Annotated in this window: 16 protein-coding genes; all 16 read right to left on the bottom strand. The window is 67.1% G+C overall.

Annotated elements, in window-relative coordinates; translation table 11 throughout:
- Nucleotides 1-488: 488 nt before the first annotated feature.
- The 16 genes from HNR60_RS10245 to cybH all read right to left on the bottom strand — a co-directional run bounded on the left by HNR60_RS10245 (nucleotide 489) and on the right by cybH (nucleotide 12,824).
- On the bottom strand, nucleotides 489-902 hold the full coding sequence (locus tag HNR60_RS10245; protein WP_184257040.1) for a gamma-glutamylcyclotransferase family protein: 414 nt from the start codon (nucleotides 900-902) through the stop codon (nucleotides 489-491).
- A gap of 260 nt (nucleotides 903-1,162) precedes the next feature.
- Nucleotides 1,163-2,512 carry a sensor histidine kinase gene (locus tag HNR60_RS10240; protein WP_184257038.1) on the bottom strand — a complete coding sequence of 450 codons (1,350 nt, stop codon included), beginning with the start codon at nucleotides 2,510-2,512 and terminating at the stop codon, nucleotides 1,163-1,165.
- Nucleotides 2,502-3,947: a sigma-54-dependent transcriptional regulator gene (locus HNR60_RS10235; RefSeq protein WP_184257133.1), complete on the bottom strand. Its 1,446-nt coding sequence runs from the start codon at nucleotides 3,945-3,947 to the stop codon at nucleotides 2,502-2,504. The genes HNR60_RS10240 and HNR60_RS10235 overlap by 11 nt, the downstream gene beginning before the upstream one ends.
- A gap of 61 nt (nucleotides 3,948-4,008) precedes the next feature.
- Entirely contained in the window at nucleotides 4,009-5,055 is a 1,047-nt protein-coding gene (gene hypE / locus HNR60_RS10230) for a hydrogenase expression/formation protein HypE (protein ID WP_184257036.1), read from the bottom strand.
- The gene (gene hypD / locus HNR60_RS10225) at nucleotides 5,052-6,182 is read right to left on the bottom strand and encodes a hydrogenase formation protein HypD (protein ID WP_184257033.1); all 1,131 of its coding nucleotides are present in this window, start codon (nucleotides 6,180-6,182) and stop codon (nucleotides 5,052-5,054) included. The genes hypE and hypD overlap by 4 nt, the downstream gene beginning before the upstream one ends.
- Nucleotides 6,179-6,406 (bottom strand): HypC/HybG/HupF family hydrogenase formation chaperone, encoded by a 228-nt coding sequence (locus HNR60_RS10220; RefSeq protein WP_184257031.1) that lies wholly within the window; start codon nucleotides 6,404-6,406, stop codon nucleotides 6,179-6,181. Before HNR60_RS10220 ends, hypD begins: the two co-directional genes overlap by 4 nt.
- Before the next feature lie 15 nt (nucleotides 6,407-6,421).
- Nucleotides 6,422-7,384, bottom strand: coding sequence for a hydrogenase nickel incorporation protein HypB (hypB, locus tag HNR60_RS10215; protein ID WP_184257029.1), 963 nt, complete (start codon nucleotides 7,382-7,384; stop codon nucleotides 6,422-6,424).
- Nucleotides 7,384-7,725, bottom strand: coding sequence for a hydrogenase maturation nickel metallochaperone HypA (gene hypA / locus HNR60_RS10210; RefSeq protein WP_184257027.1), 342 nt, complete (start codon nucleotides 7,723-7,725; stop codon nucleotides 7,384-7,386). The genes hypB and hypA overlap by 1 nt, the downstream gene beginning before the upstream one ends.
- Nucleotides 7,718-8,842 (bottom strand): nickel-dependent hydrogenase large subunit, encoded by a 1,125-nt coding sequence (locus HNR60_RS10205; protein ID WP_184257025.1) that lies wholly within the window; start codon nucleotides 8,840-8,842, stop codon nucleotides 7,718-7,720. Before HNR60_RS10205 ends, hypA begins: the two co-directional genes overlap by 8 nt.
- Nucleotides 8,839-9,396 (bottom strand): [NiFe]-hydrogenase assembly chaperone HybE, encoded by a 558-nt coding sequence (gene hybE / locus HNR60_RS10200; RefSeq protein WP_184257023.1) that lies wholly within the window; start codon nucleotides 9,394-9,396, stop codon nucleotides 8,839-8,841. The genes HNR60_RS10205 and hybE overlap by 4 nt, the downstream gene beginning before the upstream one ends.
- On the bottom strand, nucleotides 9,386-9,598 hold the full coding sequence (locus tag HNR60_RS10195; RefSeq protein ID WP_184257020.1) for a rubredoxin: 213 nt from the start codon (nucleotides 9,596-9,598) through the stop codon (nucleotides 9,386-9,388). Before HNR60_RS10195 ends, hybE begins: the two co-directional genes overlap by 11 nt.
- Nucleotides 9,595-10,467, bottom strand: a complete 873-nt coding sequence (locus HNR60_RS10190) for a hydrogenase expression/formation protein (RefSeq protein ID WP_184257019.1) — start codon at nucleotides 10,465-10,467, stop codon at nucleotides 9,595-9,597. The genes HNR60_RS10195 and HNR60_RS10190 overlap by 4 nt, the downstream gene beginning before the upstream one ends.
- Nucleotides 10,464-10,865, bottom strand: coding sequence for a thioredoxin domain-containing protein (locus HNR60_RS10185; protein ID WP_184257017.1), 402 nt, complete (start codon nucleotides 10,863-10,865; stop codon nucleotides 10,464-10,466). Before HNR60_RS10185 ends, HNR60_RS10190 begins: the two co-directional genes overlap by 4 nt.
- A gap of 273 nt (nucleotides 10,866-11,138) precedes the next feature.
- Nucleotides 11,139-11,450 carry a HypC/HybG/HupF family hydrogenase formation chaperone gene (locus tag HNR60_RS10180; protein WP_184257015.1) on the bottom strand — a complete coding sequence of 104 codons (312 nt, stop codon included), beginning with the start codon at nucleotides 11,448-11,450 and terminating at the stop codon, nucleotides 11,139-11,141.
- A gap of 22 nt (nucleotides 11,451-11,472) precedes the next feature.
- Complete coding sequence (locus tag HNR60_RS10175; RefSeq protein WP_184257013.1) at nucleotides 11,473-12,093, bottom strand: HyaD/HybD family hydrogenase maturation endopeptidase; 621 nt, start codon at nucleotides 12,091-12,093, stop codon at nucleotides 11,473-11,475.
- A complete protein-coding gene (gene cybH / locus HNR60_RS10170; protein ID WP_184257011.1) occupies nucleotides 12,090-12,824 on the bottom strand; it encodes a Ni/Fe-hydrogenase, b-type cytochrome subunit in 735 nt (244 codons plus the stop codon). The genes HNR60_RS10175 and cybH overlap by 4 nt, the downstream gene beginning before the upstream one ends.
- Nucleotides 12,825-13,099: the final 275 nt, after the last annotated feature.

Below are 13,099 nucleotides of genomic sequence, written 5' to 3'. Positions count from 1 at the left end.
AGCGAACCCGGAATCTCGCGACGGCTTCGGGCTCTTTCGCCGCGGCGAGATTCCGGGTTCGCGTGCCGCTGCCGCGGCCCGCGCCCCGGAATGACGATTGGTGATAGATTGGCGCGCTGAACAATTAGTTGGCGGTCGTCACGCGGCAGGCCGTCATCCCGGGGCATGAGCGGCGATAGCCGCGAGTGAACCCGGGATCCAATACTCACCGCCCTGGAATACTGGATTCCGGGTTCGCTCGGCCTTTCGGCCTCGCGCCCCGGAATGACGGTTGGCGGTGGGGTACGCGTTCAACAAGTAACAGGCCGTCATCCCGGGGCATGAGCGGCGATAGCCGCGAGTGACCCCGGAAACCAATACTCACCGCCCTGGAATACTGGATTCCGGGTTCGTTCGGCCTTTCGGCCTCGCGCCCCGGAATGACGGCTTCATTTGGATCGCTGCTCGAATGAACAAGGCTTGTGTTGGATGGGCGCGGCGAAAAGAACTCACTCCGCCAACGCCGGCCAATGCAGCCGGCCGTCGCGATCGCGCGCGGTGAACGGCGGCCAGCCGCGGCTCGCCCACGCCACCGGCCGGCCGATATAGATGAAGGCGTCGGTGACGCGCTCACCGAGCGCGATGGCGACGGTCTTGCGGTCGTACAAATCGCCGACCGATTCCAGCTTGTCGAGCTCGATCAATGTGGCGTCGTCGACCTCGAACAATTCGCCGCTGACCGGCAACAGCCCGGCGCCGTCCTCGAACAGCACCGGATAGTCGCCGGCGATCATCCGGTAGTGCGGCACGCTGGTCGCCACGCCGATAAATCTCGCCCGCGCCATCAGATGGTGGTTCTTCAATCCGCGCTTCAACGTGCCGTAAGCAAACACCCGGTGCATCGTCTGGTGATCCTCGCTCATTGTGCCGCGCCCCGCGATCGCCCAACCGCCGATCACCGGCGCGTCGGCTTACCAAGCCAGAGCGAGCGCGGGCGTCAAGGTTTTGATCTGCGCGGCATCCGCATCGCGGTCATGCATCATGACGTGATGGGCACGGCAGACGCTCGGCGTGTGACGACGTTGCCGTCAAACGCACCGCCAGGGGTGATGGGTCCCTGCGTGCCGCAGGGACGACTCGTGGAGGCGCCATGCCCCGCACGGCAACCGGCGCAGCCGCGCGATCACCCCGCCGGCAGCGTCAGCGTGAACACCGCGCCGCCGCCGGAGCGGTTCGCCGCGGCGAGCGCGCCGCCATATTCGCGGGCGATGCCGTAGCTGATCCACAGCCCGAGCCCGGTGCCCTCGCCGACCGGCTTCGTCGTGAAGAACGGTTCGAAAATCTTGTCGATCAGGCCTTCGGCGAAGCCCGGGCCGTTGTCGGCGATCGCGATCGCGACCTCGCCGCCGCGGCGGCTGGCGCGAATTTCGATCAGCGGCTCGGTCGCGCCGCGGCTGGCATCGAGCGCGTTGTCGACCAGGTTGACGATGATCTGGTGAAACTGCCCCTCATTGCCGACCACCGACAGATCCTTCTCGATGTGGAACACGATCTCGACCCGGCCGGCCTTGGCGCGCGACGCCCAGCGCGCCGCGGTGCGGATCACCCGCTCGATGTCGACCTGTTGCGCCTCGCCGGCCTTGAGGAACGACAGCCGGCGCAGATTCTTGACGATGTCGGAGACCCGCATCGCGCCTTCCAGCGTGCCCTCGATCAAGGAGCCGCTGTCGTCGAGCAGCGCGTCGATCCGCAACTCGTGGCGCAGCGCGTCGATCTCGGCGGCGTCAGCACCGCCATGGATCGCGCCGAGGTAAGTGCCGAGCCGCTGGCGATAGCGCTCCAGCGTGTGGATGTTGCCATAGACGAAGCTGATCGGATTGTTCAATTCGTGCGCGACGCCGGCGACCAGCCGGCCGAGGCTCGCCATCTTCTCCTGCTCGACCAGTTGCCGCTGCGCGCGCTGCAACTCGCTGTGCGCGGCGTGCAGCGCCTCGTAGGCGCGGCGCAATTCGCCGATCGGCCGCCCGGTCAGCACTGTGCCGACCCGGGCGCCGGCGGGATCGTAACGGGTGGCGCCGTTGACGGCGTAGAGATCCGAGATGCCGCTGGCGGTGACGAAGCGGATCTCGAAGGTCATGACGTCGGACGACAGCCCCGCCTTCAACAGCGCGTCGACGCGGACGCGATCGGGGGCGTCGATCAGTTCGACCAGCGGCCGGCCGGTCAGCGCTTCGGCGGGACGGCCGAACAGATACACCGCGGCGGGATTGACCTGCAGGATGCTGCCGTCGCGGCCGCAGGCGATCAGGATGTCGGACACCGATTCGATGACGCTCGAGATGAAGGCCTGGGCCTCTTCGAGCGCGGCGTTCTTCTGTTCGAGGTCGGTCTCGTAGCGCAACAGGTCGGCGTAGACCTCGTCCATCTTGCGGATCACTTCGATCCACACCGCCTCGCGCTCGCCGTCGAGCCCGGGCGGCGCGCGGTCGCCTCCCTTCACGATCGAGCCGTCCGCGCCGACGTCATTCGTCATCGACGACGCCCTTGCGGATGTCGTAGCGCGCGAGCTTGTTGCGCAGGCCCACCCGCGACAGCCCGAGTTCGGCGGCGACCCGGCTGATGTTGCCGCCGTGCCGTTCCAGCGCATCGACGATCATGGAGCGCTCCAGCGCCTCGACGCGGTGCTTCAGCGTCGCGGCTTCACCTGCGAGCGCGTGCGCGGGCGCGGCCGGCGCGCCGCCGTCGCGCACCCGGAGCGACAGATCGCGGATCTGCAGCCGGCCGTCATTGGCCAGCACCACCATGCGCTGGATCTCGTTCTGCAATTCGCGGACATTGCCCGGCCAATCGTGCCGCTGCATCGCCATCAGCGTATCGCGCGCAATGCCCGCGACCTGGCGGCCATAGGACTTGTTGACGTCGGCCAACACCTTCGCGGCGATCAGCGGAATATCCATCGGTCGCTCGCGCAGCGGCGGCATGTGCAGCGGGAACGCCGCCAACCGATAATACAGATCGCGGCGGAAGCGGCCGGCGCGCACTTCGGCTTCGAGGTCGCGATTAGTTGCGGCCACCACCCGGACGTCGACCTTGCGCACGCGCTGCGCGCCGAGCGGGCGGATCTCGCTCTCCTGCAGCACCCGCAACAGCTTGACTTGAAACGCCGGCGAGGTCTCGCCGATCTCGTCGAGAAAGATGGTGCCGCCGTCTGCGACCTCGAACAGTCCGATGCGATCCTGATAGGCGCCGGTGAAGGCGCCCTTCTTGCAGCCGAACAATTCGCTTTCCAGCAACTGATCCGGCAGCGCGCCGCAATTCTCCACCACGAACGCCTTGCCGGCGCGGCCGGAGCCGTAGTGAATCGCGCGGGCCAGCAACTCCTTGCCGGTGCCGGATTCCCCGGTGATCAACACCGAGATGTCGTACTCCGCGGCGCGACGCGCCAGATCGATGACGCCGCGCAAAGGGCTATCCGGGGCGTGCACGATGCGGTCGAAATCATACAATTGCTTCGCGGCGCCGCGCTTTTCAGTGACCACGCGGGTCACCCGCTCCGGCGTCAGCTTCATGTCGACTGCGGCGGTCTCGGTCTCCTGCTGCAGCCGGAACAGTTCGACCGCGCCGCGCACGGTGTCGAGCAGCCGGTCGGGATGCCAGGGCTTGGCGACGTATTGATAGATCCCGGCCTCGTTGATGCCGGCGATGATGTCCTCGGACTGCGAATAGCCGGAGATGATCATCCGCACCGGATCCGGCCAAGTGCTGCGCACATGCTTGAGGAATTCGACGCCGGTCTCGTCCTGCATGCGCTGGTCGCACAGGATGGCGTGGACGATCTCGCTTTCCAGGCAGCGCCGCGCCTCGGCGGCGTCCTTGGCGCAGATCACCTCGAACTCGTCGCTGAGCACGCGGCGCAGCGATTCCAGCGACCGCACCTCGTCGTCGACCACCAGCACGGTGGCGGTCATCGATCGCCCGCGGTTGCGCTCCGCCACCCGGCCTTCGCTCGCAAAAGCATCCATCGCGCCCTCAACAGATCCGTGGCAATTGATCGCCCGCCAGCCAATCGACAATGCGGCCGCCGCCGAACGCGGTGGTCATCTGCACAAAACGATGCTCGTCTTCCACCACCTCGCCGATGATCGCGGCTTCCCGCCCCAACGGATGCGCGCGCATCGCGGCCAGCGCCGCATCGGTGTGCTCCGGCGCGACGATGGCGATGAGTTTGCCTTCGTTGGCGACGTAGAGCGGATCGATCCCGAGCAATTCACAGGCGGCGGCGACTTGCGGCTTGATTGGCAGACCGTCCTCGTCGATGCGGAAGCCGACACACGATTGCTGCGCCAGTTCGTTCAGTGTCGCGGCGAGCCCGCCACGGGTCGGATCGCGCATCACCCGCAGGCCCGCGCCGGCCACCGCGACCATCTCGCCGACCAGGCCGTGCAACGCCGCGGAGTCGGATTGGATCGTGGTCTCGAAGGCGAGATTCTGCCGCCGCGACATCACCGCGACGCCGTGATCGCCGAGCGAGCCGGACAGCAGCACCTTGTCGCCCGGCCGCGCTTTGTCGGCGGAGAGGTCCAGCCCGTGCGGCAGCACGCCGACGCCGGCGGTGGAAATGAACACGCCGTCGGCCTTGCCGCGCTCCACCACCTTGGTGTCGCCGGTGATCACCGGGACGCCGGCCTCGCGCGCGGCGCGGCCCATGCTGTCGGCGATCTTCTTGAGATCGGCGAGCCGAAACCCCTCTTCGATAATAAAACTCGCCGACAGATACAGCGGCCGGGCGCCGGCCATCGCCACGTCGTTGATGGTGCCGTGCACCGCAAGCGAGCCGATGTCGCCGCCCGGGAAAAACAACGGCGAGATCACATAGCCGTCGGTGGTCATCACCATGCGGCCGGCAGCCACATCAAAGGCCGACTGGTCGTTGCCGCGGCGCAGCCATTCATTGTCGAGTGCTTGATGAAACACCTCGGCGATCAGTTGCGCCATGGCGCGACCACCGGCGCCGTGCGACAGCTCGACCCGGCCGGCCGCGAGATCGAGCTTCAAGTGACGCTGGCGCGCACTCATGCGGTCTTCCTCCTGGCGTGGTCGCGAAACCGGCCGTAGCTCCAATGCGCCGCGCAAGCGCCCTCCGACGACACCATGCAGGAGCCCATCGGGGTTTCTGGCGTGCAAACGGTGCCGAACAATCTGCATTCGGCCGGGCGCTTGACGCCGCGCAGGATGGCGCCGCATTCGCAGGCCGGATTGTCGCTGGCGGAAATATCATCGAGCGCAAAGCGCCGCTCGGCGTCGAAGCCCGCATAGGCGTCTTTCAGCCGCAGCGCGCTGTCGGGAAGTTGCCCAAGCCCGCGCCATTCGAAATTTTCGCGCAGTTCGAAAATGTCCGCGACCTCGGCCTGGGCGATACGGTTGCCGTGTTCGGTGACGGCGCGGATGTACTGATTCTCGACCTCGTGGCGGCCGTCATTAACCTGGCGGATCAGCATCAATATCGCCTGCATCACGTCGAGCGGCTCGAAGCCCGCGACCACAACCGGCTTGGCGAAGTCTTGCGCAAAGCGCCGAAACGGCGCGGTGCCGATCACGGTCGAGACATGCGCGGGGCCGACGAAGCCGTCGATGCGCACGCCGTCGCTGTCGCAGGCGAGAATCCGTTCGATCGCCGACGGCGTCAGCACGTGGTTGCAGAACACGCTGAAATTGCCGAGGTCCCGCTTCAGCGCCAGCCGGATCGAAAGCGCGGTCGGCGGCGTGGTGGTCTCGAAACCGATGGCGAAGAACACCACGTCGCGCGACGGCTCGGCTTCGGCGATCACGAGCGCGTCGAGCGTCGAATACACCATGCGGATGTCGGCGCCCGCCGCCTTGGCGCGCAGCAGCGAGTTGCCGCGCGAGCCCGGCACCCGCATCAGATCGCCATAACAACACAGCGTGACGTTGGGCTTTGCTGCGAGCTGCAGCGCCATGTCGATGCGGCCGACCGGCAGCACGCAGACCGGGCAGCCGGGGCCGTGCACCATGCGAACGTTGCCCGGCAGCAGGTCCTCGAGGCCGTAGCGCGAGATCGCGTGGGTGTGGCCGCCGCAAAATTCCATCAGCGCGTAGTTGCGCGCGGGATCGCTGTCGCGGGCGATGGCGGCCGCCACGCCGCGGGCGAGCTTTCCGTCGCGATATTCGTCGACGTATTTCATGCCAAAACCTCCGCGCCGAGCTGGCCGAGCAGCGCCAGGGTTCGACGCGCCTCCTCCGGATCGATCCGTGTCAGCGCGAAGCCGACATGCAGCACGACGTAGTCGCCGATCGCGAGCTCGTCGAGCAGCGCCACCGAGACCAGCTTGCCGACGCCGTCGACGCTGACCCGCGCCATCTGGTCGGGCAAGAGTTCGATGACTTCGGCCGGGATCGCCAGACACATTCGCTCGTTCTCCGGTTACTCGGCCGCCTTGGCGGCGCCGCGCGCTTCGGCCAAACGCTTCTCGATCCAGGCGTAGAACGCCGGCAGGCCCTCGCCGCTACGCGCCGACAGCGTCAGCACCGCGATCTTCGGATTGATCCGGCGGGCGTATTCGATGCAGCTCGCCAGATCGAAATCCAGATGCGGCAATAGGTCGACCTTGTTGATCAGCATCAGATCGGCGGCTGCGAACATGTCGGGATACTTCAGCGGCTTGTCTTCGCCTTCGGTGACCGACAGCACCACCACCTTGTGCGCCTCGCCGAGATCGAACGCCGCGGGACAGACCAGATTGCCGACATTCTCGATGAACAGCACGCCTTGCGCCAGCGGCGGCAGTTGACCGAACGCGTGGCCGATCATGTGGGCGTCGAGGTGGCAGCCCTTGCCGGTGTTGATCTGGATCGCCGGCGCGCCGCTGGCGCGGATGCGCTCGGCGTCGTTGGCGGTCTGCTGATCGCCCTCGATCACCGCGATCGGGAATTTGTCCTTGAGGTCGGTGATGGCGCGGACCAGCAGCGAGGTCTTGCCGGAGCCGGGGCTGGAAACGAGGTTCAGCGCCAGCGTGCCGGCGGCGGCGAAGCGGGCGCGATTGTCGGCGGCATAACTGTTGTTCTTGCCGAGAATGTCGCGCTCGATCTGCACGATGCGCGATTGCGAAAGCCCGGCGACATGCACGCCGGCGATGCCGCCGCCGAAATCCAGCGTGGCTGCACTCGCCGGCGCGTGGTCATGGTCGTGATCATGCGTAAGGGCGTGATTATGCGCATGATCATGAATGTGGTCATGCGCACGGCTATGATCATGGTCATCGCCATCGTGATGATGATGGTGGTGATGATGATGAGCATGGCCGTGGGCGTGCTCGTGCTCATGATCGTGGCCGTCGTGAGCATCATCGTGATCGGGCTTGCCGTCGCATCCGCACACCGTACACATCAATCGACCTCCAATTCCTTGACGCGCAGGTCGTCACCCGCGGTCACCTGCAATTGATGCCCGCCGCAATGCGGGCACGGATCGTAGCGCCGCTTAACCGGCACGGTCTTCTCGCAAGTCATGCACCAGGCTTCGCCAGGCACCTCCACCACCTCAAAGCGGGCGTCGGCGGCGATGCTGCCGTGGGTCACCGCGGAGAAGCAGAACCGCATCGCCTCGGGCTCGACATGGCTGAGCGCGCCGATCTCGACCCAGACCGCGCGCACCCGGCTGAATTGCTGGCGCTCGGCCTCGCGCTGGATGATGTCGAGCATGCCTTCGCACAAAGCCATCTCATGCATCGGCGGCCTCCGCAAAATGCACCGAAAGGCCTACGCACGGATCGAACGCCGCGATTAGTTGTTCGATGCGGCGGCGGTCGTCATCGGCTTTCGCGGCAACGCCGTGCAGCGCGCGCACCAGCGGGCCTTCGGGGTGAAAATTCCATTCGGTCGGCGCCAGAATTTCTAGCCGCGCGACGCGGTCATGGCCGTCGAGCGCGATCCAGTGATGCAGCCGGCCGCGGGCGCATTCCACCGCGGCGAAGCCGATGCCGGGCGCGAGCGGCGTCGCGGCGATCAGTTCGGCGGGATCGGCCGTGCCAGAGGCGAGCCCGCGTAGCAGCTCCGGCGTTTGCCGCGCCTCGATCAGCCGCGCCAGGATGCGCGCGCTTAAGCCTGTCTCGCGCGAGGCCAGCAGCGGATGCGTGTGTGTCCGCGATAACGCGCCGGTTTCAGGCGTGCGGCTTTGCAGATGCGGACGGGCGGCGAACGCCGCGCCGGACTGCGCCAATTGATCGGCGATCACCGCATCGTCGGCGGGATCGAGCGCGTCGAGCGGCCGCGCGCCGAAACTGGCATCGCCGGCGAGCAACGGCTGCAGCAGTCGTGCCATCGGCGCATCGGATGCAGTCCAGCGTTGATAAGTATCGGCGTCGTCGAAGCAATGCTTGGGCAGCCCGAGCGCGTCGAGGCTCTGCTCGATCGCGGCGATCGCGGCATCGCTGGTGGCGCGGTCGGTCCACGCCGCGTCGAAGCTGAAGCTGCGGGTCGCGGCGGCGAGCGCGCGCAACGCCGGCGCGGTGCCGCCGAGATCCGATCCTGCAAGCATGGTCACCGTGCCGCGCAGCAATTCCAGCACGCGTTCGGCGGCGACCGCGCTCGCCCTTGCCGCCAACTGATCGGGAGCAAGCGCGGTGCCGCGCGCGGCGGCGATCGCCGCAGCGACTGCGGCGCCCTGCGCCATCGCGCAGAGCCCAAAGATCCGCGGCAGCGCGCGGGCGACCTCGTCGGCGGGCCGGCCCCTGGCGTAGCGATCGATGCCGGAGGGCGGCCGCGCGGTGATGGCAACCTCAGTGACACGGCCGTCCGATACGGACAGTGTGACCTCGATGCCATCCGCTGCCGCCGCGCTGGTCATGGCCGCGCTCCGCTCGACAACGCGCCGCGCAGGAAATTGCGCCGATCGATCGCGGCGCTTCGCGGCTTTGGCGGCGACGCGGCTGCAGTCTCCGCGGGCGCCACGTCGAATCCCGGATCGAGCACCGCTTGGAGCGCCGCCTCGGCTGCGGCGAGCGCGCTTTGCTGATCGGCGAAGTCGAACATCGGCGAATACAGCGAGCAGCTCTCGATGATGCCAAAACCATCCAGCGCGCCGACGGTGAATTCGAAGAGGCCCGCCGGCAGGCTGCGCGAGACCGTCGCACCGGGCGGCGCATCGCTGCCCTCGCCGGCATCGAGCGGCGCCAGCACCAGATTCATGAACCACGGCGTCAGCACCACGCCGAGCGCTCGCCCCTCGTGCGCGCGAAAGCCGACTGCGGCAACCTCAAGTGCCGTGTTGTAGATCGGCAGCTCGCGCATGCCGCGATCGGCGGCGCGATACAGCGCCGCCAGCGCCGCGCCGATCGCCGCGGCCTTCTCGGCCTCGACCTTGTCAGTATCAGCCTTGGTTTGCGCGGGGTCACGGCTCATCGTCGAGCCTCATGAATTTGCTGGCCGGCGCGTCGCAGTTCGGACAGCTCCAGTCTTCCGGCAGCTCCGAGAACGGCGTGCCCGGCTCGGCGCCGCGATTGGGATCGCCGTCCGCCGGATCGTACACCGTCCAGCAGATGCCGCATTCCATCCGGGTCGCCACGTCGGTTTCGCGCCGGCCGAAATTCTCGAAGCCGCTCATTCGAAATACGCCTCGACGATTTCACGCAAGCGTTCCGCGGAGTCCTGGAAATCTTCGTCGGCGGCGCAGGCCGCGGCCGGCACGTCGCCGATCTCCAGCGTGTCGAGGATCATGGTGTCCATGGCGTTGAGGAACTGCACCGACCAGACGTCGCGCGTCGCGGTCGCCAGCACCCGGCAGGAGCCGTAGCCGCGCGAATGCAGCTGGATCGGGCCGTTGCCGAGCGTGGCCTGCAGATGCGCCATGTCGACGGCGTTCATCGGCAACAGCGTGAAGTTGATGACGTGCGACGGCAGGCCGGGACGATGCGCGGCCTTGCGCTCGCGGATCTCCGCCAGCACCGGCATCACGTTCATGGCGTCGGCGGGCGCGTCGCCCAGCACCACGTCGCTGGCGGTGAAATCCTGCGCGGCGCGGCGCACCAGTTCGGGGATCGCGCCGATCTCGACATATTCGACGCGCGGCTGCGCGGCGTCGCCCTCGATGCGGACCAGCCACAGCCCGGCAAGCACGGATTCCTGGATCTGGACGATGCGGCGATCCGGCAGCGCGACGATGCCGCCGACCTCGCCCTCGCCGAGCACGTCGACCAACAGCTCGCGCTCGGCGGGTGACAACTCATCCAGCGCAAAAACTTGCGTCGGCGCGTCGGCGCGCTGCGCCGCCAAGGCGGCGGCGAGCCGCGGCAATAGCGCCAGCAATTGCGGACATTGCTGCGTCAGCTCGGCGCCGCTCTGCGTCGACAGCGCCGCCACCGCGCCGGTCCGGGTCAGGCCGCGGCGGGAGGCGTCGGCGGGATCGTGGCCGACCGGCAGCAGCATCATCGCGACGTCGTCGCCGCCGTCGGCGCTCCAATAGCCCACCTTCATGACGTCGCTCCCTGCTGCGCGGAATGACCGTCGGCTGCGAGCATCGCTTCGATGCGCGCGAGATAGACCGACCAGTCCTGAATCTTGGCAATGACGCCGAGCGTGCGGTCGGCGCGCAGCAGCGCCAGGCTCGGCATCGCGCGGACCCCGCAGCGCTGCATCAGCGCTTGCTCGGCCGAGGCCGCCACGACGGCAGGACGCAGCCGGCCGGCAAACGCCTTGCCGAGTTGCGGCAGCACCACGGCGATGTCGCCGACTTCGGCGCGGGTCGGATCGCCGCGAAAGAACAGCAGCAGGATGGTTTCGGGAGCGGAGGCGAAGATGTCGTCGAGCGTCGCGGCATCGACCGTCGGCATGCCATCAAGGCGCACGTCTTCTGCAGCGAGCGATGTGCTCATCTTCCCCCCGTGATGTTGTGTTTCGACACTTGTTGTATTTTCGACTTGCCATTCAGCGGGCAAGCTTTGAACGGTTCAGCAAGCGACATGCCAACCATTCGACGCCCGCCGATGGAAGCAACGTGGCCGATATTGGACAGCTTCTGACCATCCCGCGGCGAGGCGACGCCGCAAATGGAAACATGATTTGGCAGCGCTGCAAAGTTAAATTGCAGGAGCGTGCGACCCCACATTAGTCGCAGGGGCAACGCCGGCACGGCGTCGCGCGCGGTCTCAACCCTGCGGCGTGACCTGGCTGCGCAAAAATTCCGGCAGTTGCGGTTCGCGGTCGATCAGGTCGGCGAACAGATGTTCGAAGTCACGGCCCTCGATCGCCGCGGCCAGGCCATCGAGCGCGTCGTCGATCAGCCGGGCTTCCTCAGGCTCGAGCAGCCGCACCGCGTTGTCGATGAACACCAGCACCCGGTCGCCGACCGCGACCTCGCCGATCAGCAGCGTCGAGACGCGGCGCTGCTCGCCGCGCCGCTCGCACAGCGCGGTGCCGTCGTCGCTGGTCACCACCGTCATCGGCACGCCTACGCACATGCGGTTGGGCTCCCCTGCTCGATCACGCACCGCGATCGCCGAGCAGCGCCCGCGCGGTCGGGCAGCGCTCGTAATTGTCGAAATCGATCGCGCCTTCAAGCAGGCGCTCGTCAGGTGCCAGCGGCCTTTCGCGCGGCGTCACTTCGACGCCCCACGCGGCCAAAGCCGCCACCGCGGCGTCGACCGCGGCGTCGATCTGGCCGCGCACCGGCGCGGTCAACGGGCCACCCCAGTTCTCCAGATCCTGCGGCTGGCAGCCGATCAGCAACATCTCGCTGGGCACATGACCGAGCAGTTCGGCGGCGCTGAGCACTTCCTGGAAGCCGGTCTGATGTAGGCTCATCTTCTTGATGCCGGTGAATTTAGGCACCTCCTCATTGCGCACCAGCTTCAGCGTGCCGGGCGCAAGGCCGTAATCGACGGCGTCGAACACGATCAGCCGGTCGGCCTCGTTGACATATTGTACGAGGTAGAGCCCTTGCGTGCCGCCGTCCATCACCGTGACGTTCTCGGGACAGACGTAGCGCTGGTGGAATTGCTCCACCGCGCGCACGCCAAAGCCTTCGTCGGCCCACAGGATGTTGCCGATGCCGAGCACCAGCGTGCGGAGCGGCTGGCTGTCGCTGCTGATCATCGCGCTCATCGCGGGAAATCGTCGATGTCGTCGCGGAACAGGCGCTCGCCGGAGATCATCGACGAGATCATGCTCTGGCGGCTGAGAATGTCCTCGCGCACCGCAGCGTAGATATGCACGACGACGAACACCACGATCGCCCACATCCCGAGGTGATGCCAAGTGTGCAGATCCTGGCTGTTCGGGAAGATCGCGAACATGAAGCCGAACACCTTGTATTGCCAGCTGTCGATGCCCTGGCCTTCGGAATACAGCGCCATGCCGCTCGCCATCATGAACAGCAGGAACAGCATGAAGGAGAACATCGCCACATGCGCCAGCGGGTTGTGGCCGATGTACTTCTTCGGGTCCTTCACCATGAAGAGGTACCATTTCAACTCGTAGAGGATGCCCCACCACCAGGTGCGGTTGTGCAGCGGCAGATAGAAGATCTGCCGCGAGTTGCGGTTGCCGACGAACGCCCAATACAGCCGCAGCAGGAAGAACACGATCAGCGATTGCCCGGCGGCGAAATGCGCAAAGCGGATGTAGCCCATCTGGAAGCTCGCCGAGGCCTCGCCCGACACCGACGGCAGCGGCGAGCCGATCAGATAGCCGGTGATGCACAAGGTCACGATCAACAGCGCGTTGACCCAGTGCCAGAGCCGGACCGGCGCTTCATAGACATAGACGGTCTGCAGCGACTTGGCGCGTTCGCCGTGGGCGTCGAGGGGGCCGTGAACCCGCGCGATCTCGGTCATGGTTATCTCCTTGAAGCCGCCGCACGGGCCTGGGGGCCAACCCGGCTGGATGAAACGTTTGCTGCCGCGTAGCGTCGACGTTGATAGCAGCGGCGCGGCGAACTTCCCTCTCCCCGCTTGCGGGGAGAGGGTGGCGCGACAAGCGAAGCTTGGCGCGCCGGGTGAGGGGGCGCCGCGTTTCGATGAAGCGGGGGGGGGCCCCCCCCCCCCCCCCCCCCCCCCCGCCGGGGGGGGGGGCCCCCCCCCCCCCCCGCCCCCGGGGGGGGCGCGCGCGC

Source organism: Rhodopseudomonas rhenobacensis (assembly GCF_014203125.1).
GTDB classification, from domain to species: domain Bacteria; phylum Pseudomonadota; class Alphaproteobacteria; order Rhizobiales; family Xanthobacteraceae; genus Rhodopseudomonas_A; species Rhodopseudomonas_A rhenobacensis.
This window is presented reverse-complemented; position numbering and strand designations above follow the sequence as displayed.

What these genes read in the sequence shown, in the direction of transcription:
- hypE (WP_184257036.1), bottom strand. Translation starts at nt 5,055, where the DNA reads ATGAGTGCGCGCCAGCGTCACTTGAAGCTCGATCTCGCGGCCGGCCGG.
- hypA (WP_184257027.1), bottom strand. Translation starts at nt 7,725, where the DNA reads ATGCATGAGATGGCTTTGTGCGAAGGCATGCTCGACATCATCCAGCGC.
- HNR60_RS10240 (WP_184257038.1), bottom strand. Translation starts at nt 2,512, where the DNA reads ATGACGAATGACGTCGGCGCGGACGGCTCGATCGTGAAGGGAGGCGAC.
- hypB (WP_184257029.1), bottom strand. Translation starts at nt 7,384, where the DNA reads ATGTGTACGGTGTGCGGATGCGACGGCAAGCCCGATCACGATGATGCT.
- HNR60_RS10190 (WP_184257019.1), bottom strand. Translation starts at nt 10,467, where the DNA reads ATGAAGGTGGGCTATTGGAGCGCCGACGGCGGCGACGACGTCGCGATG.
- HNR60_RS10180 (WP_184257015.1), bottom strand. Translation starts at nt 11,450, where the DNA reads ATGTGCGTAGGCGTGCCGATGACGGTGGTGACCAGCGACGACGGCACC.
- HNR60_RS10245 (WP_184257040.1), bottom strand. Translation starts at nt 902, where the DNA reads ATGAGCGAGGATCACCAGACGATGCACCGGGTGTTTGCTTACGGCACG.
- hypD (WP_184257033.1), bottom strand. Translation starts at nt 6,182, where the DNA reads ATGAAATACGTCGACGAATATCGCGACGGAAAGCTCGCCCGCGGCGTG.
- HNR60_RS10220 (WP_184257031.1), bottom strand. Translation starts at nt 6,406, where the DNA reads ATGTGTCTGGCGATCCCGGCCGAAGTCATCGAACTCTTGCCCGACCAG.
- HNR60_RS10205 (WP_184257025.1), bottom strand. Translation starts at nt 8,842, where the DNA reads ATGACCAGCGCGGCGGCAGCGGATGGCATCGAGGTCACACTGTCCGTA.
- HNR60_RS10185 (WP_184257017.1), bottom strand. Translation starts at nt 10,865, where the DNA reads ATGAGCACATCGCTCGCTGCAGAAGACGTGCGCCTTGATGGCATGCCG.
- HNR60_RS10195 (WP_184257020.1), bottom strand. Translation starts at nt 9,598, where the DNA reads ATGAGCGGCTTCGAGAATTTCGGCCGGCGCGAAACCGACGTGGCGACC.
- HNR60_RS10175 (WP_184257013.1), bottom strand. Translation starts at nt 12,093, where the DNA reads ATGAGCGCGATGATCAGCAGCGACAGCCAGCCGCTCCGCACGCTGGTG.
- cybH (WP_184257011.1), bottom strand. Translation starts at nt 12,824, where the DNA reads ATGACCGAGATCGCGCGGGTTCACGGCCCCCTCGACGCCCACGGCGAA.
- hybE (WP_184257023.1), bottom strand. Translation starts at nt 9,396, where the DNA reads ATGAGCCGTGACCCCGCGCAAACCAAGGCTGATACTGACAAGGTCGAG.
- HNR60_RS10235 (WP_184257133.1), bottom strand. Translation starts at nt 3,947, where the DNA reads ATGACCGCCACCGTGCTGGTGGTCGACGACGAGGTGCGGTCGCTGGAA.